Here is a 26,139-nt window from a genome sequence, read left to right as displayed (position 1 = left end):
GCGGTTGGATACGCTGCCGTCGGCGGTGATGCTGCTCGCTTCGGCCGGCGGCAACCGGGTCCCGGTGATCGCCCAGCTGGTCCGGGTCGGCAAGGACACGGTGCGGAGGTGATCCACCGGTTCCACGCGATCGGCCTGGCCTGCCTGGGCCCTCGATGGGCGGGAGGCCTTCCCGCCCGCTCAGCACCGACGACGAGGACTTCGCCGTCCAGACGGCCACTACCCGCCCGACCCAGCTCGGCAGGTCCTTCGCCCGCTGGTCGATCCGTGAACTCACCGCCTGCCTGCGCCGCGCGCACGGACGCGGCGCACGCATCGGCCGGGAAGCCGCACGGCGCCTGCCCCGGCGCAGGGGCCTTCCGGGCAACACCCTGGCCGCACTGAAGTCGGTCCGCGTCGCCCGGTTCGACGGCGTCCCGGTCTACGGGGTCCTGGACGACCTCTTCTCCCACACCGGCGCGGACATCCGCCGCTGGGGCGAAGAAACACGGGGCCGGGCTGTGCTTCACCCCGACGTATGTGTCCCTGGCCGACGCGATCGAGGCGCACTTCGGCCCGCTGCGGCAGTTCACCCTGGCCGACCCCGACCATCAAGCGAAAGCTGACATACGCAGACGAGCCGGTTCGGCGCTCACCGCGGTGACCACGGCGTCCCGGCGATAGTCCATCAAGTCCATGACAAAGAGGTTCTCGAAGCGCAGCGGTGTCCGGTCCGCGTCCAGCGGAAGTGCCGAGAGGTCGAGTACTCCGAGTGAGTCCATGGCCGTCCGGCCTAGCTTGATCAATGCCTCCTTGCGGACCCACTGGCGGAGGAAGGCGTAGTCCGGGTCCGAATGCGCAGCCACCAGGTCGAGCTCGGCAGCAGTGAGCACGTGACGCATGACATTGGCGCGGCGGCCCTGCGCACGGCGCTGCGCACGGCGCTCCACGTCGATGCCCACCGGGACGTAACCAGCGGCAGCGGCCACCACGCCGTCAGCGTGCGAGAGGCTCAGGTGCACGTCTGGCCGGTCAGTGAGCAGCGGCCGGCCATGGTCGCTCTCGCTGCACTCCGGGCAGTGCTGAGCGAAGGCCACCCCCGCCGGGTCGACGCCGAGCAACCGCCCGGCGCAAAGCCGGACCAGAACGTGCGCAGCGATGAAGTCCCGACGCGCTCCTTCCCGGTGAAATCGCGCAAGCCGCACCCGCTCGCCCTCGTTCAGCAGGTGCAGCCCCGCCCGCGGATGCCGCAGCACCTCGTCAGTGCTTGCCACCACAGCCAACGGGCCGACCATGTCAGACATCGCTCCCCGTCCCATCCAACGCTCATCTTCTGCGGGCAACCGCAGGGCTGCCCAATCGCCGGTCAGGACAGCTGCCCGCCTCTTCCCGGTCGGCGAGTTCGTCGGGAGCAGCCGGGTGCAGCGCGGTGGCGGTGGCGATCGAATTCCCGTGGCGGACGAACGTCGCCACCGCCACCGCGCAGTCCAGGTCCTCGGCCGCCATGATCGCGGCCGCGGACTCACCGGCCAGGTGCTCGGCACGATCGGGGTCCAGCGACACTCCGAACGGAACCGCGGCGACCAGGCCGTTGGCCATGAGCACCCTACGCACCACGTCGGCCGCGAACTCGCCGTCGAGCAGAGCGGAATCGGCGGAGCCCGGCCAGTCGGCCGGGTCAACACAGGCCAACACGAGCAGCGGAACCCTGGCCGGAACCAGTGGCGCCGTGCTGAGCAGCCTGCGCACCGCCGTGCCTGCCAGGGCGATCGGATCGGCGTCCGGCGCAGCGGTCACCGTGACCGTCGCGCCTGTCCGTACGACTGTCACCAGGCCAGGCGCAGCTCGGCGAACCCGCGCAGCATCGGGTTCATCACCCGCTTCGGCTCGGCGTCCGCCGCCCTGAGGGCGGGGAACCGGTTCAGAAGCAGGCTGAGCGCCACCTCGGTCTCCATCTCGGCCAGCGCCGCACCAAGGCATACATGGGGACCGTAACCGAGCGCGACATGGCCGATCGGATTGCGGGTGATGTCGAACCGGTCAGGGTCGGCGAAGACCTCGGGGTCGCGATTGGCCGAGCCCAGGATCGTCACCACGCCGTCATGGGCCTTGATCTCCGCGCCCAGGTATTCGAAGTCCTCGCGGGCCACCCTGCGGATGAACTGCAAAGGGCTCTCGAACCGCATCATCTCCCGGATGGCGCTGGTCATGAGGCTCGGGTCGGCCTTCAGCTTTTCCAACTGGTCCGGATGGTTGAGCAGTGTCCACAGCCCATTGGCCACCAGGTTCCTGGTCGTCTCGTGTCCGGCCACGATCAGTTGGGCGCAGTTGGCCAGTACCTGTTCGTCCGTCAGCTGCTCGCCGTTCTCCCGGACGCTGACCAGCAGACTGATCACGTCATCGCCGGGATCGGCCCGCCGTTCCGGCAGCAGCTCGCGGAAGAACTCGGTCATCGACAACAGTCCGTGCTGGGCGGCCCTGGCCACTTCCAGTGTCGGCCGCAACGAGCCGGCGAACAGCACGATGTCGTCCGACCAGGAGATGAATGCGCTCAGGTCGGTCGCCGGCACGCCGAACATCGTGGCGATCACCGCAGCCGGAAACGGCTGAGCGAAGTCGGTCATGAAATCCCCCGACCGCCGCTGGGCCATCTCGTCGATCAGGCCGGTGGCGATCTCGGTAACCCTCGGACGCAGTGTGGCCACCAGGTGCCGGGTGAAGCCCTTGTTCATGAGCTGACGCAACTGCCGGTGTGCCGGCGGATCCTGAAGCACCACCCAGCCCGCGACCGACTGGTTGAAGGGCTGGAACTCGGCACGGTGTTCCTGCGGGAACTGGTTGATGAAGCCAGGCGCCTTCAGTGCCGCGGAGAACCTGTCGTCACGCAGCACGTTGATCACGTCGTCGTAGCGCGGTATGAACCAGGTCCGCCCGGAGTTCACGTCGGAGAAATGGATGGGCGCCGATGTCCGCATACCGGCGTAGACCGGGTACGGGTCGCGCATGAAATCCTCGGTGATCTGCATACCTCTTGCCCTTCGTCAGTTCACGCTTCGCTGCAGGCCGATGGCGCCCCAGCTGAACGGGCCGGTGGACAGCACCAGCACCCGGTCACCGGCGACGACCCTTGCCGAATCGGTGAGGGCGGCCAGATTGATCAGGCCGTCCGCGGTGAACACGTGGCCGTGCCGGGGTGCCGTGCCGCGGAACATCCTGTCGTGCGGAATCCCTGCCAAGTCGGCGAAGTCGCCCAGGTTCGACGTGCTGTAGTTGTTGGCCACCAGCCACTGGTAGGAACTCGGCTCGGTGCCGGACGTCCGGTAGAGCGCGGTGAGCGAGCTGCGCACCCCGGTCATGAATTCAAGGTACTCACGCAGGCCCGAGCCGCGTCCGGCGGCGGACATCGCCGGGACCGCGCAGTGCCCGATGCCCTCCATCGTGAACGGTCCGCGATGCACCGTGGACAGCAGGCACGCGGCCGCCCCGTCGCCGTTGACGGTGACCGCGTTCGGCATCGCCCGGTACTCCCCCGGCCGCTTCGGCACCGCGTCAGCCACCACCACGAGCACGGTCCGCATACCCGTGGACGTCAGCAGCGCTCGTGCCAGGCGGAAGGCACCGGCCAGGTTTCCCGACTCCCCCAGCCACACTCCGTACAGCCGGGCACCGGCCAGCCCGAGCCGGTCCAGCATGCCCCGCACGCCCGTGCCACCAGCCGGTTCGCTGCGATGGCTGCACGTGCCGTACACCACCGCGTCCACCTCGCCGCCGGTGAGGCCGCGGCGGAGCAGCAGCTCGGCCACCGCGTCCGCGGCCAGTTCGGACGGCGGCCGGTCGGCGACCGAGCAGGTGCCGAAGCCGTACGCGCGCAACCGCTCGGCCAGCGCGCCGCGGCCGGCCACCTGCTGGACAGGCACCAGCTCACCGACCGCGTAGGCGGGCTCGGAGAGCATGACCGGGGTCACGGCGCAGAACAGGTGTAGTGCGCCAGTACCTTGCTGATCAGTCCCTCGTCGTTGACGAACAGCACCTCGGCCACCATGCGGCCGCCGACGCTGCGCATGTAGATCGTGACGCTGTCCACGCAGCGCAGCACATCGACGATCTCAAACCGAAGGTCGGGGTTCCTGGCCAGCGCGGTGCCGAAGTACTCGCGCAGGCCCTCCCGGCCACGCACCACGTCGCCGCCGACCACCTGCCCGGCGAACGGGGACACCAGCTCGACGTCCTCGGTGTACAACTGGAGGATCTCCTCCAGGTCGTGCTTGTTCCACACCTCGATGTGGTGTTCGGCGAAAGTCACCGCATCCTGGTTGGTCCACGGCATCGTCACGTTCTCCAATCCCCGTCACAGCTTGCGCAGGACGGTTGAGCTGAACAGGTGGTTCGCACCGATGCCGAGCACGAGGGCCAGTTCACCCGGGGCGATCTCCTTGCTCTCGGCCAGCGTCGCCAGCGTGATCAGCTGGTCGTATGCGAAGCAGTGCCCGAAGCGGGCGATGTTGTCCGTGGGCACCCGCGCGAACGGGATACCGGCGACCGCCGCGTAGTTCCGCAGCACAGGCAGGGTCAGGTTCGCCAGCACCAAGTGACCGAAGCTCTCCGGCCGCAGCCCGGTACTCGCGTAGGTGTCGGTGCACAGCCGCTCCAGCCGGGCCGCGAACAGGTCCATGAACCGCAGCGTGTGCTTCATGGGATCGAGCGCGGACAGTTCCGGCTCGACCAGGTGACCGACGTGGTCGACCGTGTATCCGCCCTCCGCCTGGGTGCTGACCACGCAGCTCAGGACGGTGTCGCTGAACACCGACGCGGCGGCAGGCAGCAGCCGGCCGGCGCGACGCTCGTCCAGAGCGTCCGCTCCGAGCAGGAGTACGGTGCTCATGCCCTGACAGCGGATCAGCGAGGTGGCGATCATCAGGGCGTACGAGAAGTTGCTGCACTGGGCCTGGAACAGTCCCACCGGCAGCGCCCTCCCCATGCCCAGCTCGCGGCAGAGACCGACCAGGTCGTCGTGGTCCTCGTAGCTGGAGAAGGTGGAGGAGAAGAACAGCACGGCATCCACGGCGGACGGTTCGACACCGGCGGTGTGCAGTGAGTCGGAGGAGCAGGCGGCGAAGTACTCGCGCACAGGTCTGTCCAGGACCGAGTACCGGGTCAGTCCGCCCTGGCTCAGCGTGGCGAGGTCCGCCAGGGTGGCAAGCCCCAGCTCCGTCAGGCCGGCGAGGTCCCGCCACTGGCCGTGCCGGTAGCTCACCCCGCTCAGCACAACCGGAGCCGCACTCATCCGACCCGCTCCCGGGTCAGCAGCGCGGCACGGTCGATCTTGCCGTTCACTGTGGTCGGCAGGTGCGCGAGGAGCTTGAACCGCGTGGGAACCATGTACCTCGGAAGCGTCCCCGCGCAGTGCCGCCGCAGCTCGGGCTCCAGCCTGTCGGTGTCCCCCTCCCGGCCGGGTGCGGGAAGGACGAACGCGACCAGCCGCGGTTCCGCACCGGAGGCATCGAGCACGGTGGCGGCGGCCGCCACCGCGGGGTGGGCCTGGAGGTGCAGGTCGATCTCCTCCAGCTCGATGCGGTGGCCGAGCAGCTTGATCTGGGTGTCCATCCTGGAGTGGAAGTAGTGCTGCCCGGTCTCATCGGTGTACCCGAGGTCGCGGGAACGGAACGCGAGCACGCCCGGTCCGGACAGCGGGCTGGGCACCAGCGCTGCCGCGGTGGCCACCGTGTCCTGCCAGTAGCCGCTGAACAGCGCGTCGCCCTCGACATATATCTCGCCGACCCGGCCGGGCTCGCTGATTACCCGGCCCTCCTCGTCCACCAGGTACATGCGCATTCCGTCGATGGCCCGCTCACCGAACGGAACCCGTCCGTGCCGGTCGGCGAGCACGTCACCGAGCACGTTGTAGGCGCACGCGATCGACTCGGAGTGGCCGAATCCGTTCACGAGCCGCAGTCCCGGCTTGGCCGCTCGCAGTGCACGCAGCTCACCGACCGGAAAACCCTCGCCGGCGTACAGCACGGTGTCCAGCGGAGTGTCGGCCAGCCCGGCCAGGTGCTCATCGGCCAGCACGGCACGCCAGATGGCGGGGACTCCGTTCATCTGCGCCACTTGGTGGCGTTGGAGGGCCCGGACGAAGCCGTCCGGCTGCTGGGCCAGCAGGCTGGACAGCTGCACCAGGGTGCCGCCCGCGCCGAACGCCATGCCGAGGTCGAGAAGGGAGAAGTCGAACTGCAGCGGCGACATGCTGCCCAGCCGGACTCCCGGCGCGACGCCGAACCCGGAGAACCCGAGCCAGAACGACACCACGGCCCGGTGCGACATCATGATGCCCTTCGGCCTCCCGGTGGAGCCGGAGGTGAACACGATGTACGCGAGGTCGTCTTCCGCCGGTGGCCGTGGCGCGGTCCGTGGGCGGATGGCGCCGGTCAGCGTCAGGCGGCTGTCCTCACCGATGGAGCCGGTCACCGCACAGGGACTGCCCTCCGGCCCGGTCGCGCTGATGTGGGCAGCGGCATTCACCCGGTGCAGCAGGTGTGTCTTGCGTGCCACGGGCAGCTCGGGGCTCATGTTCACGAAGATCACCGCACGGCTGGCGGCGGCCGTCATCAGCGCGACGGCCTCCGGCCGTGGTGACAGCTCCAGAACCACTACCTCGCCGGCCCTGAGGCCGTGTTCGTCCAGCGCGGTGGCGTACTCCTCGGTGAGCCCGGCCAAGTCGGCGTAGCTCAGCGTGAGCCGGGCCGACCCGACCGCCGGCGCCTGCCCCCGCTCGGCGGCGCGGCCGAGCAGGTAGGTGTGGAACAGCCGCGGCCGTCTGGTCTGGGGCATGGTCAACGCCGACCGCTCAGCGCGTTGTTGACCGCCATCGCCGCCTGCTTCCGGGCCAGTTCGGCGAGAAAGTCGGCGACCTGGTCGGCGTTGCTGGTGAAGCGGGTCGGCGGCCCCGCGGGCGAGCGCAGCTCCACCTGCACGGAGTTGGCACGCAGCAGCGTGGCCAGCGTGAGGTTGCGGGCCGCTGCCTGCTGCACCAGGTCGGCCAGCTGGGCCGGTGCCGCCTCGGTGTCGGCTCGTACCAGGAACCGGAGGTTGTGGAACCTGGCCGGGATGTCGGGCGACACGTTGAGCATGCCGCGGATGTCCAGCCGCCCGGACGACTCGACTTGGATCCCGTCCAGGGCGATGCCGCGCTCGGCGGCCGAAGCGCGCACCTGATGCGTGAGATCAGCGGAGATCGCGGCAAGCAGCAGCTCCTGCGGGTTGGGGCCACGGTCGAGGCCGAGCATCTGCTTGGACTGGTCCACCACCAGCGCCGGTCGGTCGCGGCGCAGTTCCCCACCCGGGGCAAACGTGGTCGTAGCGGTGGCCTGGACGCCGTACTCCCAGGTCAGCTCGGCGGTCAGATCCAGCCGGGTGCCGTCGGCGCCGGCCCGCGCGGGGGCGGCCTGATCGAGCTCGACCGCGTCCGGCGTGCCGTCAGGGCGGACTGCCACCGCGGCCAGCCGGTAGCTTCCCTCATCCAGGAACGCCCTGTGGTTGGGGCTGAAACAGGTGACGAACCGGCTGACCTCACTCACGCTGTCCGCCAAGCCGTCGCAGTCCGCCTCGATGAGGTAGCGCACGTCGTGCAGGGCGGTCTCACCGCCGACCCACCGGCCGTGCGCGTCCACTTCCACCGCGGCCGTCACCGTCACCCGTAGCGAGGTGATGGTGACTCCGCGGGCGGAGTAGCCGTGCACGTGGGTGATCAGTACACAGGCGCCGAGCGCGGCCACCGCCGCCTCGTGGGCGGACAGGCCGCCGAGCAGCCGAGCGCTGTCCTCGGTGAACGGAATCCGGAAGGAGCGGGCCATTCGCTGGGTGCCGTGGTGGGCGGTCCGGATGTTCACCTCCGCGCCGGAAAGTCCCGGCACGGCAGAGGTGCTGAAGTCGATCACCGCCTCGATCGGCTTGTCACCGATCTCGTGCACCAACTCGGAGGCGCCGCTGATGTCAAGCCCGTTACGCATGGGTGGTCCGCCTTCAGATTCCGTTGAGAGCCTGGTCGATGTCCGCAATCAGGTCGGCGGTGTCCTCCACACCGACCGACAGGCGCACCAGCCCCGGTTCGATGCCGATGTCGCGGCGCTGTGCTTCGGTGAGGAAGCTGTGCGAGGTGTTGAACGGCAGGCTGACCAGCGACTCCACCCCGCCGAGGCTGGTGGCCACCTGGGGGATGGTGAGCCGCTCGAGGAGCTTCAGGGCGGCCTCGTTGCCGCCGACGACCTCGAAGCTGACCACGCCGCCGAATCCGTTGCGGCAGATCTCCCGGATCGCCGGGTACGGGTACTCCGGCAGCGACGGGTGGTGCACCGTACGCACCTTCGGGTGCCCGGCGAGGAACTCGGCCAGCGCGCCCGCGTTCGCGACGTGCGCCTTCATCCGCAACGCCAGCGTCTTCAGGCCGCGTTCGAGAAGGAAGCAGGGGAAGGCATCGATGGATCCGCCGAACTTCAGCATCTGCTTCCACAGCCGGTCCATGTACTTCCGGGAGCCGACCGCAAGGCCCGCGGTAACGTCGCTGTGGCCACCCAGGTACTTGGTCGCGCTGTGGATCACCACATGCGCGCCCAGCTCGAGCGGGCGAAGGCAGTACGGGGTGAGGAAGGTGTTGTCCACCACCAGCAGCAGGTGGTTGCGCTCGGCGTACTCACCCAGCTCGGCCAGCGGTACCGCTTTCAGCAGCGGGTTGGTCAGCGTCTCGAAGAACAGCACCTGGGTCTCCGGCCGGATGGCCGAGACGATCGCGTCCATGCTGGTCGCGTCGGTGAACGTCACCTCGCGGCCGAGCTGGTACATGTCCTCGCGCAGCAGGTTGTAACTGCCACCGTAGACGTCGCGGGAGGTGACGATGTGTCCGCCGCAGTTGGTCAGGGCGAGGAGCGCCGTGGTGATCGCTGCCATGCCGGAGGCGAACACCACCCCGCTCTCCGCGTTCTCGAGTGCGGCGACCTTCTCCTGCACCACCCACTGGTTGGGGCTACCGTAGCGGCCGTAGATCGGCACGTCCCGGATGTGTCCCTGGTCGAACGCGCCGTAGGTGTGCTCGTTGAACTCGAAGGTGCTGCTGGTGAAGATCGGCGTGCCGACCGCACCGGTCATCGGGTCGATGTAGGTCCCGCTGTGGACGCTCTGGGTGCTGGGTCCCACCACCTCGTCGAACACCCGCTGCTGGGGCAGCCGCGGCCCCGGCACCCGGCCCCGCCCGAGGCTGTTCGACCAGGGCCGGTCCTCCCCCGGTCCCGCGGTGTCACCTATGGCTTTGGCCATGTTGCTGCCCCTTCCTCGTCGTCGGCGGTGTCGTCGCCGGTTGCACGGTCGAAGCCCGTATCAGGAGGCTTCTGACGATGTCCGCGGCGTCCTGGCCGTGGAACACGTTGATGCCGGTGCGCCGCTCGCCGCTCTCGTCGCGCCGAGCGAAACCGATGCCCAGCCCGTGCACACCCGCGACCGGACCGTGCGGCCCGAGCACCTGGCACGCTTCGTCCACGGAGATGAGACCGTGCTCACGTGCCGGCGGAATGGGCGTGCCGTCGCTTTCGACCATCTCGGGGGCGGTACCGCGGTAGCCACTGGCGTGCACCACCACCGCGGCCCCGGCGATCTCCTGCCGTGCCGCGGCTGTGTCGGCCCGGCACAGCCGGACTCGGTCCTCCGCGTGGGCGAGGACCGCTGTGCACAACCGCCGAGCGGCACCGCGCAGGCCGTTGAAGCGGTTGACCACACCGGTCTCCGGGCAGACCACGGGTGGCTTCATCGGTGCCGACTGAGCGAGCGGCCCGGCAGCGGCGAGTTCGGCGACGCTGGTGAAGCCCAGGGCGATCTCCCGGTGCACCACCGTGATCTGGCCCGGCCGCACCGCGCCGCCGCATCTGGTGAGCACCAGGTCGGCCGCGGCGAACCCGCTGTGCGACCCGCCGACGATGACCACCGGGCGGCCCGCCCGGACCGCGTGCTCGACCTGGTCGAGGTCTCCCGTCAACAGGCGTGCGGACGCCACCAGCCGGTCGCCGGTCACCCCGTGCCGCGTGGTGTCCTCGGTGGCACCGGTGGCCAGCACGACCGTGCGGCTGCGCAGCACCGGTCGGCCCGCAGTGCACAGGCTGGTGAAGGTGCCGTCGGCGTTCCGCCGGACCTGGCGGACCTCACGACCGTATCTGATCTCACCCCCGCTGCCGCGGAGCCAGCCGGTTACCTCGTCCGCCAGGTCGGCCAAGTACTCCCCGACATGCTGGAGCGGCACCTGGTGCTCGCCCTGCTCCGCCAGTCTGCGTCCGGCTGGGCGATCCAGCACGGCGCCGAAACGGCCCGCCGGGTCGACCCCGGCAACGAAGTCGCGCGCCGGCGAGTTCGACTCGATCAAAAACGGGAACCGGCGGGCGCGCAGGGCCGCAGGGCTGATGGCCCGCTCGACGAACGCCATGCCGTGCGCGCCGATGTGGCCCAACCCGCCCATCCGGTCGGCGGCCAAGGGCAGGCCGAGCGTCGCCGGCCCGAACCCGATCACCTGCACCAGGGGAATCATCGTCGCACCCCCCGGCGGACCAGCTCGGCCACCTCGGCCGCCCGTGCCTGCTCGACCACGCTGAAATGGTCACCGGCGAGGGTGTGCCACCGTGCCCTGGGCAGCGTGGCCGGGTCCACGGCGGAGCGGAGCGGCACCAGGTGGTCCGTCCGGCCGGCGCCGAAACCGTCCTCGGCCGTGACGACGGTGACCGCCAGCTCCGCGTCGGGGACGAACCGATAGCCGCACAGTGCGGTGGCATTGATCCGGTACCGGTCGAACAGCCCGGCGATGGCACTGTCGGAGAGATCGATCCCGTCGAGGTCGTCCCGCTGCCCGCCGGACAGGTCGCGGGCGAAGGCGCGCAGCAGTTCCTCTTGCGCCACGGGCCTGCCGGGCCGGCCAGGCAGCCATGGGTCAAGCATCACCACGGGCCAGGCACCCTCGGCGAGCCGGGCCATTTCGTAGGCGACCGCCGCGCCGTACGACCAGCCGACCAGCCGCACCCGTGCGCCGGGCAACTCCGCGCTGACCTGAGCGCGGTAGCGCCTGGCCATGTCCGGCACGGTGTCCTCGCCGGTGGCGTCCATGCTGGCGGCGATCCCGTACACCGCATGGTCGGCGGCCAGTTCCTGCACGAGCGGCCGGTAGCACAGCACGTCACCGCCGACCGGGTGGATCAGCACCAGGGGCTCGCCGGTGCCGTCAAGGTACGAGACCGCCGTCGGCGCGGTGTGTCGGCCGAGCACCGCGGCCAGCTCCCGGACGGTGCGGTGCCGGTGGAGGGTGACCAGCGGCAGCCGGACTCCGAATTTCCGCTCGACCCTGTTGAGCAGCACGGCGGCGGACAGCGAGTGACCTCCGCAGGCGAAGAAATCATCGGTCACCCCGCTCGCCGGGACGAGCTCGCGCCACAGCTCCAGCAGGGTCTGTTCGGCCAGGCCGGCGGGCGCCACGGCGGCGGCTGCGGGCTCGGGCCGGTGTGCGGCCAGCCGCGCTCGGTCCACCTTTCCGTTGGCGGTCAGCGGCAGACGCTCGTGCACCACCAGTGAGACGGGCACCAAGTAGTCGGGCAACCGGGTGCGCAGGGCGGCCAGAAGGTCGTGCGGACGCCGGGCACCGGGCTCGTCGAGGACCACGTGTGCGACGAGGCCGCTGCCGAGGTCGTCCCTGCGCACGACCGCGGCAGCGGCCCGCACGCCGGGCTCGTCGAGCAGCGCGGAGTCCACCTCGCTCAGCTCGACCCGCATGCCGTTCACCTTCACCTGACCATCGCGCCGGCCCAGGAACTGCAGCGTGCCGTCCGGCCAGTAGCAGGCCCGGTCGCCGGTCCGGTAGAGCCGGGTGCCGTCCTGCGGATGCGTGAGGAAGGCCGCCTCGGTCAGTTCCGTGTCGTTGAGGTATCCGTCGGCCAGGCCACGGCCGGTGATGCAGAGGTCACCGGGAACCCAGTCCGGACGGTCGGCCAGGTACTCGTCCAGCACCCTGAATCCCTGGTTGGCCAGCGGATATCCGTAAGGGACGCTGGTCCACTCGGCCGGCACCGGATTCGGCACCGGATACCAGTTGGACCAGATCGACGCCTCGGTCGCGCCGCCGAGGGCGACCAGCCGGACCTGGGGCAGGCTCGCGGCGAGCCGGTCGCCGAGGTTGACCGGCACCCAGTCACCGCTGACCATGGCCAGCCGCATCCCCGGCAAGCCCCGGCGGTCCGCCGTCTCCCGGTAGTCCAGCAGCATGCTGAGGTGGGCGGGAACGCTGTTCCACACGGTGACCTGCGCGGCGGCGCACAGCTCGTGCAGAGCGGTGATGTCACGGGCCGCGGTGCCCTCCGGCACGACCACCGTGCCACCCGCGGCCAGCGTGCCGAAGACGTCGAACACCGACAGATCGAAGGTGGCCTCGGACAGCGCGAGCACCCTGTCGTCCGGCCCGATGCCGAACCGGCCCAACAGGTCGGCGATGGTGTTCGCGGCGCTCAGGTGCCGGATCATCACGCCCTTCGGCTCCCCGGTGGTACCCGAGGTGAAGATCACGTAGGCGAGCGACTCTGGGTCGACCGTGGGCAGCCGTGTGCCCTGCCCGTCCGGTCCTGCCGGAGCGGCGCGTTCGTCCAGCACGGAGTCGACGTCCAGACGGTGCAGGTCTTCCGCTGCAGGGCGGCCAGCCGCGCCATCGGTGACCAGGTAGCGGGGGCGGGCCCGGTTGATCACCTGGCGGATCCGGTGGTCCGGCCACTCCGGGCCGAGCGGCACGTATGCCGCGCCGGCGGCCAGAACACCGAGCATCGTGGCCACCTGACGCCAGCCCCGGCCCACCCGCACAAGAACCAGGTCACCCGGCACGCAGCCCGCTGTGAGCAGCGCGTGCGCCACGCGCGACGCCGCGTCGGCCAGCTCCCCATAGCTGACCGTTCGGTCGGGCGCGCGGACCGCGGGCGCGTCAGGAGTGCTCTCGGCCACGGTGAACACCGGCTCGTGCAGGGTGGTCGGCGCCATGGGTACGGCCGTGTCGTTCACCTTGGCCCGCACCTCTAGCTGCGCGGCCGGGGCGCGGACCAGACAGGCGCGCTGCCACGCGTCGGGGTCGGTGCACAGTGCGTGCAGCAGGTCCCGGTAGCCGGTGAACATCGCATCCACCAGGCCGGGCGGGTACACCTCGTCGACGGTGTCCCAGTTGGCGACCAGGCGATGGTGGCTGTCGAAGACCTGGTGGTCGAAGCTGACCTGTGGGGTGTGGACGGCGCCGCCGACGCGCCGCCAGCCCAGTCGTTCCAGAAAGATGCCGTCCTTGCTGTCGCCGCCGATCACACTGGCGAACACCACCGGCATGGCCGGGAACCGGCTGGCGCCGCGCCGGCTGTTCAGCTCCCGGATGCCGTCCACCCCGCTGTACGCCCCGTGCGCCAGATCGGCGGCCAGCTGCGCGCCGAGCGACTTGGCCCGGCCGGCGAAGGTGTCGTGCCCGGCCCGGCACTCCAGCAGCAGGGTGTCACTGAAGTTGCCGATGACGCGCGGCACATCCGGGTGCAGCGGCTGCCGCTCCCCGTACATCACATTGAGCGTGAAGTCCGGTGACGCGCTGTAGTGCCGCAGAATCTCGCAGAACGCCGCGCACAGCGCGACCGTCACGGTGATCCCGTGCTCGGCGGCCCTGGCCTTGAACGCCTGCCACTGGTGCGGTTCGAGCACCGTGGTGCGGCGGGTCATGCCGACCGTCGTCGGCTCGCCCTTCGCGCGGGGCAGTTCCGGGGCCGGCGGCAGCTCGGACAGCCGGCGAAGCCAGTACTCCCTGCTGTCCGTATCGCTGCGGGCGGTCCGCCGTCCGGCGAGCGCCACCTGGTAGTCCCGGTAGGTGTAGCGCAGTTCCGGAAGCCGCTGTCCGGCCAGCAAGGTGCGGAGTTCGTCGGCGAAGAGGTCGCCGGACGCTCCATCGAACGCCAGCAGCCGGCCGCCGGCCTGGATGCGGTGGCCGTCCGGCAGCCGAAAGACCCGGAACCACAGCACCGTACCGGACCCGGCCGCCGGAACTCGGTCCGCCATTTCGGCGTAGCTCTGGCGCAGTGCCGCCTCGGCCTCGTCGTCGGCCATGTCCCGCAGGTCCCGGTACTCCAGGGGCGGCTGCTCCGGTGGCGGCAGCACCCGCTGGGTGCCGTCGGCGAAGAACGCGGTGCGCAGCATCTCGTGTCGGCGCAGCAGGGCGAGGATCGCCGCGGTGAACGGCGGAAGGCCGAACTCGGTGGCCCAGTAGTCCTCGACGAACACCGCCGGCCGGGTGAGGTCGAACCCACCGGTCTCGCCGAGCAGATACGCCTGCTGCAGCGCGGACATCGGGAACGCCTCGCCCGGGCGTGCTGCGGGCACGGCAGTGTCGGCCGACCGGTCGGCCGCGGGGTGGCGTTCGGCGTCCCCGGCCTCCTCCAGCCAGGCCACCACCGCGGCGAAGGTCGGGTGCTCCAGGATCAGCGTGCGCGGCACCTCAGTCCCGAGCGCATCACCGATCCGGGAAGCCAGCGACAGGGCCAGCAGCGAGTACCCGCCCAGCTCGACGAACGTGGCCTGCTCGGACCAGTTGTCGTCGAGGCCGAGCGCGCTACGCCACAGCGGGCGCAACAGCTCCCTGACGCTCTCGGGCCGTGACACCGGCGCCCGGCTCATCGGTGACCACCTTCCCTCGCGGCCACGGCCACCCGGGCCGGTCCGCCGAGCGTCATCGGCAGCGCGGCCGGTTGCCGGAAGGTCCATCCGCCGATATCAGGCACCGGGCCGACCACCGCGGCGTCGGGAAACCGGCGCAGGAACGCCGCGAAGAACCGCGTCGCCACGTCCACCGCGAGGTGCATGCCGAGACAGGAGTGCGGCCCATGACCGAAGCTGAGGCTTGCCCGTTCCTCCCGGTCCGGCCGGAAGCTCTCCGGGTCTGCGAAGACGGTCTCGTCGCGGTTGCCGCTGCCGAGCAGTAGCTTCAGCGGCTGGCCCGCGGCCACCGGCACACCCCCCAGCCGGGTGTCGGTCCGGGCGAAGCGCACGGTGTCCATCTGAGGTGGCTGCCAGCGGATCACCTCGCGCACCACACGGCCGAGTACGGCGTCGCCGGCGCGCCCCCTCGCGCACCACTGCGGGAACCGGGACAGCGCGACCATGGTGTTGGCGATCAGTCCGGTCGAGGTTTCCACCCCCGCGGCGAGCACGAGCAGCACCATCCCGACCGCGTCCTCCAAATCCAGCTCACCGGCCCGTACAAATGCGCCGAGCTGGCCGATCACCGTCTGATCTTCTTGGTCCGGGTCCCGCAGCAGGCGCCGGGCCAGGGCGCACACCTCGTGGCGTAGCTCGGCGGCGACAGCGAAGTCCTTGCTGCTGCCGTCCAGGTGTTCGAGCAGGTAGCGAAGGTGGCTGAACACCCAGTCCCGCTCCCCGTGCGGAATACCGAGGAAGGCCGCGGTCACGGATTCCGGGAGCACCCGGGCCACCGTGGGCACGAAGTCGAACTCGGCCAGGCCGGCCAGCTTGTCCAGAACATCGGCGACGCATCGATCCACCGGCCCGACGAACGGTACGTTGTCCTCCCGCCCCACCAGCAAGCTGCCGAGCCTCCGGCGCAGCCTGGCGTGGCGCGGCCCGTCGAAATCGAGGAGCGTCGGGCCGAACACCTGTCGTGACACCCGGAACGGATAGTCGACGGCGAAGTCCGGGCTCGTCAGGCAGGTCTTGATGTCGGCGTGGCGGAACACGCAGAACATCCGCACCGACGGCACCCACAGCACGGGCTGCTCCCGGCGGCATCGGGCGAACACCCGCCACAGCTCGTCGCCGAGCTCAGGGGACAGAAAATCGACGTGCCTCATCGTGCGGTCAGTTCCGCCGGCCGACGCCGCTTGCCGACCCGGAGCTGACGAAGGTGCCGTAGATCAGGTCGGTGGTGGCGAAGGTCTCGATGGCCGCCTGTTCCAAGTCGATCGGCCGACCGACCAGGTTCTCGATCAACGCGATCAGCTTGATCACCGAGAACGAGTCGAGCACACCGGCGTCGAAGAGGTTCTCGTCACCGCCGACTCCGGACATGGACCGCCCGTCGCCGAGTCCGCTGACGAATGCGGCGAACTCCGCGTCGAACTCGCTGCGGCTCACCACGTGATCTCCATTCGACATTCAGATTCCACCTTCGAGTCGATCCGGGCCGGGCGGTGGTGAGCCGATGCCGCCGGCCAGTGCGTGCATGCCACCGTCGGCGTGCAATACCTGACCGGTGGTCCACCTGGCCAGGTCGGACAGCAAGAACAGCACCGCACCGACGATGCGGCTCGGGTCGGTGCGGTCCCAGCCGAGCGGTGCCCACCGCTCGTAGTAGTCGGCGATGTCACCGAACGTGCTCACGCCGCGCCCGGACACCGACTCGACCGGACCGGCCGCGACCAGGTTGACCCGGGTCGCGGATGGCCCGAGGTAGCAGGCGAGGTAGCGGGCGATGGCCTCTAGAGCCGTCTTGTACACGCCCATCCAGTCGTAGCCCGGCAGCGCCCGCGCCGAGTCGACCGTCATGCCGACGACCGAACCGCCGTGTTCGCAGCGGGCGAGCAGCGGTGCGAGAGCGGCGGACAGCTGCTGCAACGAGTACGCCGATGTGCGGAACCCGGCCAGGGCGCTGTCCGGCCCAGTGGCCAGAAACGCCCGGCCGAGTGCGTCCGGTGGGGCATAGGCGACACTGTGCAGCACCCCGTCCAGCCGGCCCCACCGATGGTCCAGCTCACCGGCGAGTACCTCGAAGCCCTCGTCCGCGGTGACGTCCAGCTCCAGTACGTCCGGCCGGACGGGCAGCAGGTCCGCGGCCTTGCGGGTGATGCGTGCCGCCCGGCCGAACGAGGTCAGGACGACCTGAGCGTCTTCCTTCTGCAACGCGGCGGCCACGTGCCACGCGATGGACTCGTCGTTGAGCACGCCGGTGATCAGGTACCTGCGGTCGGCGAAGGTCGGCATCAACGGCTGGGGAGACCGGCCAGGATGCGGTCCACCAACTCGCCGATGCTGACACCGGCCAGTTCTGCGCGCCGGATGTCCACTCCGTACTCCCGCTTGATCGTGGTCATCAGGTCGGCAACATCGAGCGAGTCGATCTCCATCGTGTCGAACTTCGTCTCCGCGGAGATGATCTCCTCCGGTATTCCGAGGTCGACGAGCTCGGTACGGATCAGCTCGTGCACGGCTTCCGCGGTCACCGCAGTGGGCATGGACATGGGGTTTCTCCTTATGGTTGTGCGGAACGCGTGCTCCGAGCGAAGCCGGGTGAGAGGCGCTGCGCCCAGTACCACTGACGCCAGTAGCTCTCGGCGACCTCCAGCCAGGTCTCCAGCCGCTCCGCCGAGTCGAGGAACCAGTTCAGGCTGACCAGCAGCCAGCTGTAGACGCCCTGGCTGTCCCGGCACTCACCGCAGTTTCCGGACGTGCAGCAGAACTGCAGGGTCTTGAAGTCGGCGCCGTACACGGCGAACCCGTCCAGCACGGGGTTGCCGTTGTGTACCCGCTCGGCGTGCTCGGGGAGATCGACGCTGATACTCGGGCACACCTCGTATCCGAAGTGGCCGCCCCAGTGCGAGCGCCCGGTGATCAGGGCCTCGATCAGGTAGGGGTGACTGACCACGGTGTCCGGATACAGATCCTTGACCCGCAACGCCTCCACGAGCGTGCGCCGTTCGTTCTCCAGGCGCAGCGGATGATCGCTGCCGTGCGCACTGTAGAAGTTGAAGCTCACCTGATTTCCGTTGTCCGTGATGGCGCGGACCGTCGGCTCGACATGGTCCAGCCCGTCCTCGTTGAGTGCCAAGACGAACGTCACCCGTGGATCGTTCCGGTAGTGCTTGAGAGCGGTCTCGAACAGCCCAGTGAAGGAGGAGCCGTTCGGCCGGTGGGCACGCAACTGGTCGTCCAGCGGCCCGCCCCCGAACAAGCTGACGGCCACCCCTACGTTCTCGAACCCCGCCATCGGCAGCGGGCGCAGCCCATTGGAGGAGATGGTGATGTAGGGGATCTTCTCGATGAACGGCACGATCCGCTTCTGCACCAGAGTCGGCTCGCCGCCGATCAGCGTCGCCTGGGTGACTCCGTCACTGACCAGTTTGTCGACGAACGCATTGATGACTCCGAGATCACTGGTCTCCGGAAGTGCGGTGTCGAAGCCGCCTTCGAAATACCAGCAGCCCTTGCAGCGGATGTTGCACGTGGTGGTGAGGTGCACCTCACAGGCCCGAACGCGCCGTCCCATCTCGCGCAGAGCCTGAAGCCGCTCGGCCAGATCGGAACGCTCGGCCAGCAGCTCGCGGAGTCTGGTCTTGGCTTCCCGTCGACTGGGGGGCCTGGGTTGCGGTGGATTCAGTTTCAGCGCTGTCTTCATACCGACCCTCTCCCGGGTCAGCCGGCGTAGGGCATGTTCAGCCCGAGCGCCGTGATTCGCTCGGCCATGTCCTGGCGGTACTGCTCAAGCGCCTCACCGTTCGTCGTCGCCCGCAGCCGGTATCGGACGGCCAGCTTGGCGCGCTCCGAATTCGGATTGCCGAAGACTCCCTCAAACGTCGGCCAAAGCCGGTCGAGCGCCGTTTGGAGCTCATCGGTGCGGCCTTCCGCGACCAGGTTCCGGCACACCCGCGCACCGTGCGCGATATGAATCTTCTCGTCGAGGATGATGGTCCTGACCGCATCGGCCCACGGCTTGTAGCTGCTTTCCGCGAACTCCCGCAGCATCAGCAGCACTGCTGCCTCGCCGAAATAGGAGAAGATTCCGCGTTCGGCCCATGTGGTACATGTGTGCAGCCGGTCGTCGGCGAAGAGCCGGCGCTCCGCGAGGGTCTGGGACTCCATGTGGGAGGTGTCGATCCCGATGTCGGCAAGCACCTTCTTGCCGATCTTGTAGTGGTCGTACTCCTCGGCCGCCCGCTCGGCGCAGACCTGCATTTCCTCGGCGTTCGGCGCCATCGGCAGGAACATCTGGACGTAGTCGTCGCCGCCGGAGATCTCACCTTCGGTGTTGATCATCACCTGGCTGATGAGAATTTTCTGGTAGTCCTTCGGCATCCGTTTGAACTCTTCCGGAGTGCGGACCACTACTTCTTCATCAGCAAAGACAGTGACTGCCATACTTGCCCTCCCGTATACGAAAACAGAGTAAGTCCAGCCCCCGAGTAGGCATGCCTAGCTCAGCTGACAGATCGTCAACAGGTGGGTCTCGGCGCGGCGCTGACACTATCTCAGCCATTTGGAGGCGTCAACGCTCTATTGACCGCCACGGACAGTGATTACCGAATACCGGACAGCGGTCTCCCGAAACGTATGCTGGACACTGGCCAAGCGGCGCGGTTACGCTGCGCATAAACCGGCGAGCCTGGGTCTTTGGGTTCGACAAGTAGTGCCGACTGGTTCGGCCCGACGAGGCGCGATACCAAACCGGTTCGTCTTCTTCCTCTTTCAATTGGCGGTTACCGTTGAGTAATCAGGTGGCGGATTCCGAACCAACGGTGGACCAGGCGGCCACGCTGCTCGCCGAGCTGATCCCGGGTGACCACGGGCTGCGGGTCACCGAAGTGCAGCCGCCGGGCCACTTGGTGTGCACTGCCGGTCCGAACGGCCTGGAGTACGCGCTCGGGGGGGCGGTGTCCGGACCGACGATCTTCAAGTTGATCGACTACGCTGCGTTCCTGACCGTCAACACCTGCGTCGGTCTGATGCGCTCAGCGGTCCTGGCGCAGAGCAGTGTCAGCTTCCTCGAGCCGGCCCAACCGGGACCGCTGCGGATCGCGGTCGACATCGTGCAGCTCGGCATGCGTACCGCGGTCGCCGACGCCCGGGTCACCGACAGCCGCGGCTGGCTGGTCGCGATGGCTTCGCTTCACTTCTCGCTGCCGACCCGGAAGACACGGCGGGCGACCGCGTCGGCCGACGCCATGGGTCAGCCGGTGTCGCCGATCGGCCGGATGGCGTAGCTGTTGTGCTGCCAGGGATAGGTCGGCAGCGTCGCGACCTCGCGCCGCACCGCGGCCGGCTCCGGAGGCAGTGGCTGCGACGGTTCGAGCAGCGCCACGGCCGGATGCCGGGCACCGGCGGCCAGTGCATGCAGGGCGGGGATCGCGGTGTCGGCTCGGTCCGCGCTCACCCACGCGGTGTGCCCGTGCCGGGTTCGGCCATGGGTCGCGGTGCGGGCGAAGGCCGAGTAGCCGATGGAGTCGGTCCCGGTGAGGTGCTCGGCGTAGCGGCCAGCCAGTTCGCGCAGCGCGACGGGGGACTTGGCGGACACGGCGAAGCCGGACACCGAGGGGGCCGGCCGTGCCTCCGCCGCCGGGGACGAGGACAACACGACGTAGGCGTTGGTCCCGCTCATCCCGTACGAGCTGACCGACGCCCGATCACCCGTTTCCGACGCCCATGGCTCCTCCCGCGTGGCGATGGCGATGCCGGTGCCGGCCAGGTCGACGCCCGGGTTGAGCTCGTCGAAGTTCGGCTGCCGGGGTATGCGACGGTGGCGCAGGCACAGCGCGGCCTTGATCACACTGAGCACCCCGGCGGCCGCCTCGGTGTGTCCGACGCATGCCTTGACCGACCCCACGTGCAGTCGGCGAGCACCCGCGAGTGCGGTCCTGATCGCCTCCAGCTCGATGCGGTCCCCGAGCTGGGTGCCGGTGCCGTGCGCTTCGTGGTAGCCGATGTCGGTGCCGGACAGGCCGAGGGAGGTGAGGACGGAGGAGATCAGCCTGGTCTGTGCTCGAGGATTTGGGGCGGCGAATGTACTTGAGTGCCCGTCGTGATTTATTGCGCTGCCGTCGATGACGGCGATGATACGGTCGTCGTCGCGTATCGCACTCGCCAGCCTCTTCAATACGAGCGCGCCGCAGCCTTCGCCTCTGACGAAGCCATTCGCCTTGGCGTCGAACGGGCGGGAGGTCCCATCCGGTGACAGTGCGCCGGTTTTGTCCAGGGCGAGCGTCGTCCACGGGACGAGAATAAGATTGACACCGGCTGCGACGGCAATGTCACAGTCCCCTGCGGCCAGCGCTCGGCAGGCTGTGTGAATAGCCACCAGAGATGACGAACACGCGGTATCGATCGCGAAGGCCGGCCCCTCCAGGCCGAGCGTGTGGGAAATGCGGCCGGCTGCAAAACTGTGACCGTTACCGGCCGTCCAGTGCGCGGTCGGCTGTCCGGTGAACCAGCGCCGATAATCTTGGCCGGTGATACCGACAAAAACCCCTGTGCCCCGCGCGACGTCGGCCGGCGGGATCGCCGCATCCTCGAACGCCTCCCACACGACCTCCAGCAACAGCCGCTGCTGGGGGTCGACGACCCGCGCCTCACGTGGGGAGACTCCGAAGAACTTGGCGTCGAAGTCGAACGCGCCGGACAGGTACCCGCCGCGGGTCACCGTGCCGTCCCATTCGGCACCGAAGACGGCCCTGCGCTCCGCCGGCAATTCGGTGACGAGGTCGCTGCCGTTCCTGACAGCCGCCCAGTAGGCGTCGACGTCCGTTATCCCTCCGGGCCCCCGAACACTCATCCCGACAATTGCGACGCGTTTTTCCTCACCATCCTGCACGCCTCCCCATCCTGGCACCGGGTTGCGACCGTGTCCAGACCTGGGAGCCGCATTACAGAAAACTGGCCGAGCATATTGTCCGGCTCAACTGGACACGGTATCGTCAGCGCGGTGCGTGACGACGTTGTGATTACGGGCATAGGGGCCATAACTCCGGTCGGGAGCGGCCGGGAGAGCAGTTGGGAAGCGCTGGTGGCGGGGCGATCCGGCATCGCGCGCGTCACTTCTTTCGACCCAACCGGAATGGCCACCCAATTCGCCGGTGAGGTCCAGGATTTTGAACCGTCGGACCACTTTGACGCAAAGCGCTCCAGGCGCATCTCCCGGTTCACCGCATTTGCCGTTGTGGCCGCCCGTGAGGCGGTGACCGACGCGAAGCTCTGCATCGACCAGGACAATCATGACCGGGTCGGGGTCGTGGTGAACGCCGCGGTCGCGGGCTTCGACACCATCGAGGCCGCCACTCGGCGGGTGGTCGCCGACACCGAACCGAGCTCCTACTTCGTGCCCTACTCGCTGGCGAACATGGCCAGTTGCGAGGTGGCCATCGACCTCGGCGTGCACGGCCCCGTCAATGCCAACGCGCTGGCCTGTGCAAGCGGCCTGTACGCGCTGCTGGACGCGCGGCGCCTGATCCTCAGCGGCGAGGCGGATGTGGTGATCTGCGGCGGCACGGACTCGGCGATCGCGCCGGTGTTCATGAGCGGTCTGGCGTCCATGGGCGCGCTCTCCCAGCGCAATGACGATCCGGCCGGGGCGAGTCGCCCGTTCGACCAGGACCGGGACGGGTTCGTACTCGGTGAGGGATCGGTGATCATGGTCCTCGAGTCGGCCGAGCACGCCCGCCGACGCGGCGCCACCCCGTATGCCGCAGTCAGTGGCGGCGCGTTGACCTGCGACGCCTTCCACGTCAGCGCACCGTCCCCGACCGGTGAGCACACTGCAGCCGCGATCAGAACCGCGGTCCAGCGTGCAGGCATCACCCCGGGGGACATCGACTACGTGTGTGCACACGGCACCTCCACCAAGGCCAATGACTCCAACGAGACCAAGGCACTTCGCAGGGCGCTCGGCACGGCGGCGGACCGGATCGTGGTGAGCAGCCCGAAGTCGACCGCCGGGCATCTGCTTGCCGGCGCCGGCGCGCTGAGCGCGATGGTGTGCGCACTGGCCATACGCGACGGCGTCGTCCCACCCACGATCAACCTGGACACTCCTGACCCGGAGTGCGACCTGGACTACGTGCCCCATGTCGCGCGGCGGTTGCCCGTCCGTACCACGATGGCGAACGCCTTCGGCTTCGGCGGCCAGAACTGCGTCATGGTGTTCACCGCCCCCGACCGGCCCTGATGTCTCGTTATCGTGGAGACTCCGTTGTCAGACATGCCCTCGGATCGGTTGACGTGGCTCATCACCGGGGCCTCCCGTGGTCTCGGCCGGGCCCTGGCGGCATCGGCCCTCGAAGCCGGCCACCGGGTCGCCGCCGCCGTACGCGATCCACGCACGGTGGACGACCTGGTCCGCGCCCATCCTGGACGCTGCCTGCCGGTGCGCCTCGACGTCACAGTGCCCGCTGAGATCGCCGCCGCCGTCGCGGACACCTTGGACGTCTTCTGCTCGCTCGACGTTCTCGTGAACAACGCCGGCCTGGGCCTCGAAGGCGCGATCGAGGAGGTCTCCGACACCCAGATCGAAGAGCAGCTCGCAACGAACCTGCTCGCCCCGGTTCGCCTGGTACGAGCCGTTCTGCCACACATGCGCGCGGCTCGGAAAGGGCACATAGTGCAGATCAGCAGCGCTGCCAGCCAGGCCGCAGTACCGGCCCTCGGTCTGTACCAAGCCGCCAAGTGGGGTCTGGAGGGCGTCTCCGAGTCCCTGGCCCTGGAGGTCGCACCGCTCGGAATCCACGTGACCATCGTGGAACCGGGCCGGTTCCGTACCGACTTCGCGGGGAGCAGCATGGCTCGCAGTACCCCGATGCCGTGGTACGACGCGACTGCTGGGCAAGCCCGGAGGTTGCGGGCCGCGAGCGCCGGGCAGCAGCCGGGCGATCCCCGGCGCGCGGCCGAGGCACTCCTCGCAGCGGTCGCGTCGCCCCGCCCACCGCTGCGCCTGGCGCTCGGGCCGGACGCCGTGCAACTGATCCGGGCTTCGTTGGAGAGTCGGTTGCGAGAGCTTGAGCAGTGGGAGCAGCTGAGTAAGTCCACTGACTTCACGGACGGACAGTAATGACGTTCGTGGTGCGCTTCGATGGCTAATCAAGTTCCCCCGGGTACACCCTCGGTCGGCTGGCTCCGTACCTCGCGGTAGTCCGTTGAGGCCGCCGACAGGGAAGGAAGCGCCGGTTTCAGGCCGAGGAGACCGAGGAGATGGAGCTGGACGCCGCGGCTGATGGCGATGGCGGGCGGGTCGGTGGCGCCGTCTGGTGCTTTCGCGGTCCGAGTGAGGGATCCCTTCCCGGTCTTGGTGCGCTGGAAGGCCCCTGCGCCGGAGCAGGCGCCGTGCGGCTTCCCGGCCGATGCCTGCGCCGCGTCCGTGCGCGCGGCGCAGGCAGGCGGTGAGTTCACGGATCGACCAGCGGGCGACGGACCGGCCGAGCTTGGTCGGGCGGGTACGGCAAGGGCGCGCGGCCAAGGTCGCCGACCACGGGGCGGGCCCCGGAACCAGGCGGCCGGCCCACGGCGTCCGTCTGCGACCGCACCGTGACGCCCCCCCCGGGGCCCCGGACACGGCCGAGCCGAGCCCGGGACCGGAGACGGACCCGGACGCGCAGCCTTGGAACCGGACGCGGACGCGCAGTCGGCCCCGGACGCCGGAGGGCACGGACGCCGTAGGGCATGGACGCGCTACCCGAGCGCGGCCACCCTGTCCCGGTAGCCGCGCACCGGAGCGGCGTCCCGGTACGGTTCGAGCCGGCGCTCGAAGTCACGGACGTACTCCGTCGCCCGCGCCGACCGCATCTCCGCCGCCTGTCCGGCCGCCTCGGCGCCCAGCTGGCAGGCCTGGTCGAGTTCCCCGAGGCCGAGACGGGCGGTGGCGAGGACGACCCGGCAGAACAGCCGGCTGCGGGCGTAGACGGGGGCGCGCAGTTGCAGCGAGCGTTCCGCGTGCTGGGCCGCGGCGCGGAACTGCTGGAGGTCCCGGTGGCAGTGCCCGAACTCGTCGGCGAGCTGCGCCTCGTCGAAGAAGCGCGCCCAGTGCGGGACCTCGTCGCCGGGGCGGGCGGCCTCCATGGCCCGCTCCGCGCGCGCCAGCGCCGAGGTGCAGGCCCGTACCTCGCCGAGCACCCCGTGGGCGCGTGCCTCCGCGGCGTGCAGCAGCGCCTGCACCACGGGCGGGGCGCCGGTGCCGACCCCCTGCTGGGCGACCCGGGCCAGCTGCACCGCCTCGCGGCCGTGGCCGAGATAGACGGCCTGCCGGCTCATGGTGACCAGCACATAGGACCCGTACGCCCGGTCGCCGGCCGCCTGCGCCAGCCGGAGGGCCTGCACGAAGTAGCGCTGGGCCAGTCCGTGCGCGGCGATGTCGTACGAGGTCCAGCCCGCGAGCCGGGTCAGGTCGGCGGCGGCGGCGAACAGCCGGCGGCCGGTCTGCTCGCCGTAGGTGCCGCGGAGCATCGGCTCCAGCTCGTGCTCGAGGTAGCGGACCAGCGCCTGCCGGGCGTGACCGCCGCCGTAGCGGTCGTCCAGGGTGCGGAACAGCTCGCCGACCGACCGCAGCGCGGCCAGGTCCCCGGCGGTGACCTTCTGGCCGGGCCCGCGGTCGGCCGCCGCCCGCCGCCGGGCCGCCGGGTCGAGCGGAACCGTCCCTCTGGGGGGCGCCGGCCGGCCCTGCGCCGGGACCCGGACCGGTACGTCGGCGCGGGCCACCCGCTCGTCGGCGCGGCCGATCAGCCAGTCCCGGCTGGGCACGACGAGGCCGGCCGGGGTGAAGGCGATCTTGCGCAGCTCGGCGTGGCTGCCGGAGTCCTTGCGCCACAGCCCGCTGACGATGTCGACCGCCTCCTCCGGGGTGGCGGCGAACTCCAGACCGGCGTAGACGGGGGCACAGGCGTCCAGGCCGAGGTCCTGGGCGGTGAGGCGGCGGCCGAGGCGCCGGGTGAAGACCTCGGCGATCAGGGCGGGGGTGGTGCCGCGGGGCTGCTGACCGCGCAGCCACCGGGTGACGGACGTCTTGTCGTATCTGAGGTCCAGTCCGTGTTCGAGGCCGAGCTGGTCGACGCGACGGGCGAGACCTGCGTTGGAGAACCCCGCTTCTGCGATGAGCGCGGCGAGCTGGCGGTTGGGAGTGCGCTGCGCGGGTCGTTCCGTCATGGTGCGGTGCGGTCTCCTGCCTTCCGGCGTTCGATGTGCCCGGATTGCCTGTGAGCAGCCCTTATGGCCTCGTGGACGGCGCGAATGTAGCGGAGAGTAAGCACCCGATCGCACACTTCCGCTGGCATTCATCCGATCGTGTGAGGATTGTCCTGCGTGGCTGACGACAACGGCCCCCGACCGGCGTGCGAAGGGCAGACGTACAGTGGCGTAGGCACGCTTCGTGCCTTACGA

22 protein-coding genes and 1 pseudogene are annotated in these 26,139 nt (G+C 69.6%); 4 read left to right on the top strand and 19 right to left on the bottom strand.

Annotated elements, in window-relative coordinates:
• Window positions 1-22 precede the first annotated feature (22 nt).
• Window positions 23-591 (top strand): annotated as a pseudogene (locus ACLGIH_RS24920) (helix-turn-helix domain-containing protein); the annotation flags it as partial.
• Here the strand turns inward: ACLGIH_RS24920 and ACLGIH_RS24915 are convergent.
• Genes ACLGIH_RS24915 through ACLGIH_RS24835 form a run of 17 tightly spaced genes read right to left on the bottom strand, consistent with a single transcriptional unit; the run spans window position 591 to window position 19,146 of the window.
• Window positions 591-1,283: a 4'-phosphopantetheinyl transferase family protein gene (locus ACLGIH_RS24915; protein ID WP_416527511.1), complete on the bottom strand. Its 693-nt coding sequence runs from the start codon at window positions 1,281-1,283 to the stop codon at window positions 591-593. The pseudogene ACLGIH_RS24920 and the gene ACLGIH_RS24915 sit on opposite strands and share 1 nt — an antisense overlap.
• Before the next feature lie 22 nt (window positions 1,284-1,305).
• Window positions 1,306-1,776 (bottom strand): hypothetical protein, encoded by a 471-nt coding sequence (locus tag ACLGIH_RS24910; RefSeq protein WP_416527510.1) that lies wholly within the window; start codon window positions 1,774-1,776, stop codon window positions 1,306-1,308.
• 29 nt (window positions 1,777-1,805) lie between these two features.
• Window positions 1,806-3,005 (bottom strand): cytochrome P450, encoded by a 1,200-nt coding sequence (locus tag ACLGIH_RS24905; protein ID WP_416527509.1) that lies wholly within the window; start codon window positions 3,003-3,005, stop codon window positions 1,806-1,808.
• A 15-nt stretch (window positions 3,006-3,020) separates the two neighbouring features.
• Window positions 3,021-3,944 carry a 3-oxoacyl-[acyl-carrier-protein] synthase III C-terminal domain-containing protein gene (locus ACLGIH_RS24900; RefSeq protein WP_416527508.1) on the bottom strand — a complete coding sequence of 308 codons (924 nt, stop codon included), beginning with the start codon at window positions 3,942-3,944 and terminating at the stop codon, window positions 3,021-3,023.
• Window positions 3,941-4,306, bottom strand: a complete 366-nt coding sequence (locus ACLGIH_RS24895) for a nuclear transport factor 2 family protein (protein WP_416529465.1) — start codon at window positions 4,304-4,306, stop codon at window positions 3,941-3,943. Before ACLGIH_RS24895 ends, ACLGIH_RS24900 begins: the two co-directional genes overlap by 4 nt.
• A 21-nt stretch (window positions 4,307-4,327) precedes the next feature.
• Complete coding sequence (locus ACLGIH_RS24890) at window positions 4,328-5,263, bottom strand: 3-oxoacyl-[acyl-carrier-protein] synthase III C-terminal domain-containing protein (protein ID WP_416527507.1); 936 nt, start codon at window positions 5,261-5,263, stop codon at window positions 4,328-4,330.
• Entirely contained in the window at window positions 5,260-6,807 is a 1,548-nt protein-coding gene (locus ACLGIH_RS24885; RefSeq protein ID WP_416527506.1) for an AMP-binding protein, read from the bottom strand. The genes ACLGIH_RS24890 and ACLGIH_RS24885 overlap by 4 nt, the downstream gene beginning before the upstream one ends.
• Window positions 6,808-6,809: 2 nt before the next feature.
• Window positions 6,810-7,985, bottom strand: a complete 1,176-nt coding sequence (locus ACLGIH_RS24880) for an OsmC family protein (RefSeq protein WP_416527505.1) — start codon at window positions 7,983-7,985, stop codon at window positions 6,810-6,812.
• Window positions 7,986-7,998: 13 nt separating this feature from the next.
• Entirely contained in the window at window positions 7,999-9,285 is a 1,287-nt protein-coding gene (locus ACLGIH_RS24875; RefSeq protein WP_416527504.1) for a trans-sulfuration enzyme family protein, read from the bottom strand.
• The gene (locus tag ACLGIH_RS24870; protein ID WP_416527503.1) at window positions 9,266-10,540 is read right to left on the bottom strand and encodes an FAD/NAD(P)-binding protein; all 1,275 of its coding nucleotides are present in this window, start codon (window positions 10,538-10,540) and stop codon (window positions 9,266-9,268) included. Before ACLGIH_RS24870 ends, ACLGIH_RS24875 begins: the two co-directional genes overlap by 20 nt.
• Window positions 10,537-14,676, bottom strand: a complete 4,140-nt coding sequence (locus ACLGIH_RS24865; RefSeq protein WP_416527502.1) for a non-ribosomal peptide synthetase — start codon at window positions 14,674-14,676, stop codon at window positions 10,537-10,539. The genes ACLGIH_RS24870 and ACLGIH_RS24865 overlap by 4 nt, the downstream gene beginning before the upstream one ends.
• Window positions 14,673-15,866, bottom strand: coding sequence for a cytochrome P450 (locus tag ACLGIH_RS24860; protein ID WP_416527501.1), 1,194 nt, complete (start codon window positions 15,864-15,866; stop codon window positions 14,673-14,675). The genes ACLGIH_RS24865 and ACLGIH_RS24860 overlap by 4 nt, the downstream gene beginning before the upstream one ends.
• A 7-nt stretch (window positions 15,867-15,873) precedes the next feature.
• Entirely contained in the window at window positions 15,874-16,170 is a 297-nt protein-coding gene (locus ACLGIH_RS24855) for an acyl carrier protein (RefSeq protein WP_416527500.1), read from the bottom strand.
• A complete protein-coding gene (locus ACLGIH_RS24850) occupies window positions 16,171-16,995 on the bottom strand; it encodes an SDR family oxidoreductase (RefSeq protein ID WP_416527499.1) in 825 nt (274 codons plus the stop codon).
• Window positions 16,995-17,252 carry an acyl carrier protein gene (locus ACLGIH_RS24845; protein WP_416527498.1) on the bottom strand — a complete coding sequence of 86 codons (258 nt, stop codon included), beginning with the start codon at window positions 17,250-17,252 and terminating at the stop codon, window positions 16,995-16,997. Before ACLGIH_RS24845 ends, ACLGIH_RS24850 begins: the two co-directional genes overlap by 1 nt.
• An 11-nt stretch (window positions 17,253-17,263) precedes the next feature.
• A complete protein-coding gene (locus tag ACLGIH_RS24840) occupies window positions 17,264-18,406 on the bottom strand; it encodes a radical SAM protein (protein WP_416527497.1) in 1,143 nt (380 codons plus the stop codon).
• Window positions 18,407-18,423: 17 nt separating this feature from the next.
• Window positions 18,424-19,146, bottom strand: coding sequence for a Phenylacetic acid catabolic protein (locus ACLGIH_RS24835; protein WP_416527496.1), 723 nt, complete (start codon window positions 19,144-19,146; stop codon window positions 18,424-18,426).
• Between the two features lie 356 nt (window positions 19,147-19,502).
• On the opposite strand from ACLGIH_RS24835, the gene ACLGIH_RS24830 reads away from it, so the two are divergent.
• Window positions 19,503-19,988, top strand: a complete 486-nt coding sequence (locus ACLGIH_RS24830) for a PaaI family thioesterase (protein ID WP_416527495.1) — start codon at window positions 19,503-19,505, stop codon at window positions 19,986-19,988.
• On the opposite strand, the gene ACLGIH_RS24825 is transcribed toward ACLGIH_RS24830, so the two are convergent.
• Entirely contained in the window at window positions 19,955-21,592 is a 1,638-nt protein-coding gene (locus ACLGIH_RS24825; protein ID WP_416527494.1) for a beta-ketoacyl synthase N-terminal-like domain-containing protein, read from the bottom strand. The genes ACLGIH_RS24830 and ACLGIH_RS24825 overlap by 34 nt on opposite strands.
• Window positions 21,593-21,718: 126 nt before the next feature.
• On the opposite strand from ACLGIH_RS24825, the gene fabF reads away from it, so the two are divergent.
• Both fabF and ACLGIH_RS24815 read left to right on the top strand, forming a co-directional pair.
• Window positions 21,719-22,942, top strand: a complete 1,224-nt coding sequence (fabF, locus tag ACLGIH_RS24820) for a beta-ketoacyl-ACP synthase II (protein ID WP_416529464.1) — start codon at window positions 21,719-21,721, stop codon at window positions 22,940-22,942.
• Between the two features lie 48 nt (window positions 22,943-22,990).
• Window positions 22,991-23,821, top strand: a complete 831-nt coding sequence (locus ACLGIH_RS24815; protein WP_416527493.1) for an oxidoreductase — start codon at window positions 22,991-22,993, stop codon at window positions 23,819-23,821.
• Between the two features lie 617 nt (window positions 23,822-24,438).
• Here ACLGIH_RS24815 and ACLGIH_RS24810 read toward each other — a convergent pair.
• Window positions 24,439-25,905 carry an NsdA family TPR-like regulatory protein gene (locus ACLGIH_RS24810; protein WP_416527492.1) on the bottom strand — a complete coding sequence of 489 codons (1,467 nt, stop codon included), beginning with the start codon at window positions 25,903-25,905 and terminating at the stop codon, window positions 24,439-24,441.
• Window positions 25,906-26,139: the final 234 nt, after the last annotated feature.

The sequence above is a fragment of the Streptomyces hamibioticus genome (assembly GCF_047946815.1).
In the GTDB taxonomy this organism is placed as follows: domain Bacteria; phylum Actinomycetota; class Actinomycetes; order Streptomycetales; family Streptomycetaceae; genus Streptomyces.
Note: the sequence above shows the minus strand (reverse complement) of the source record. Positions and strands in the feature narration are given on the sequence as shown.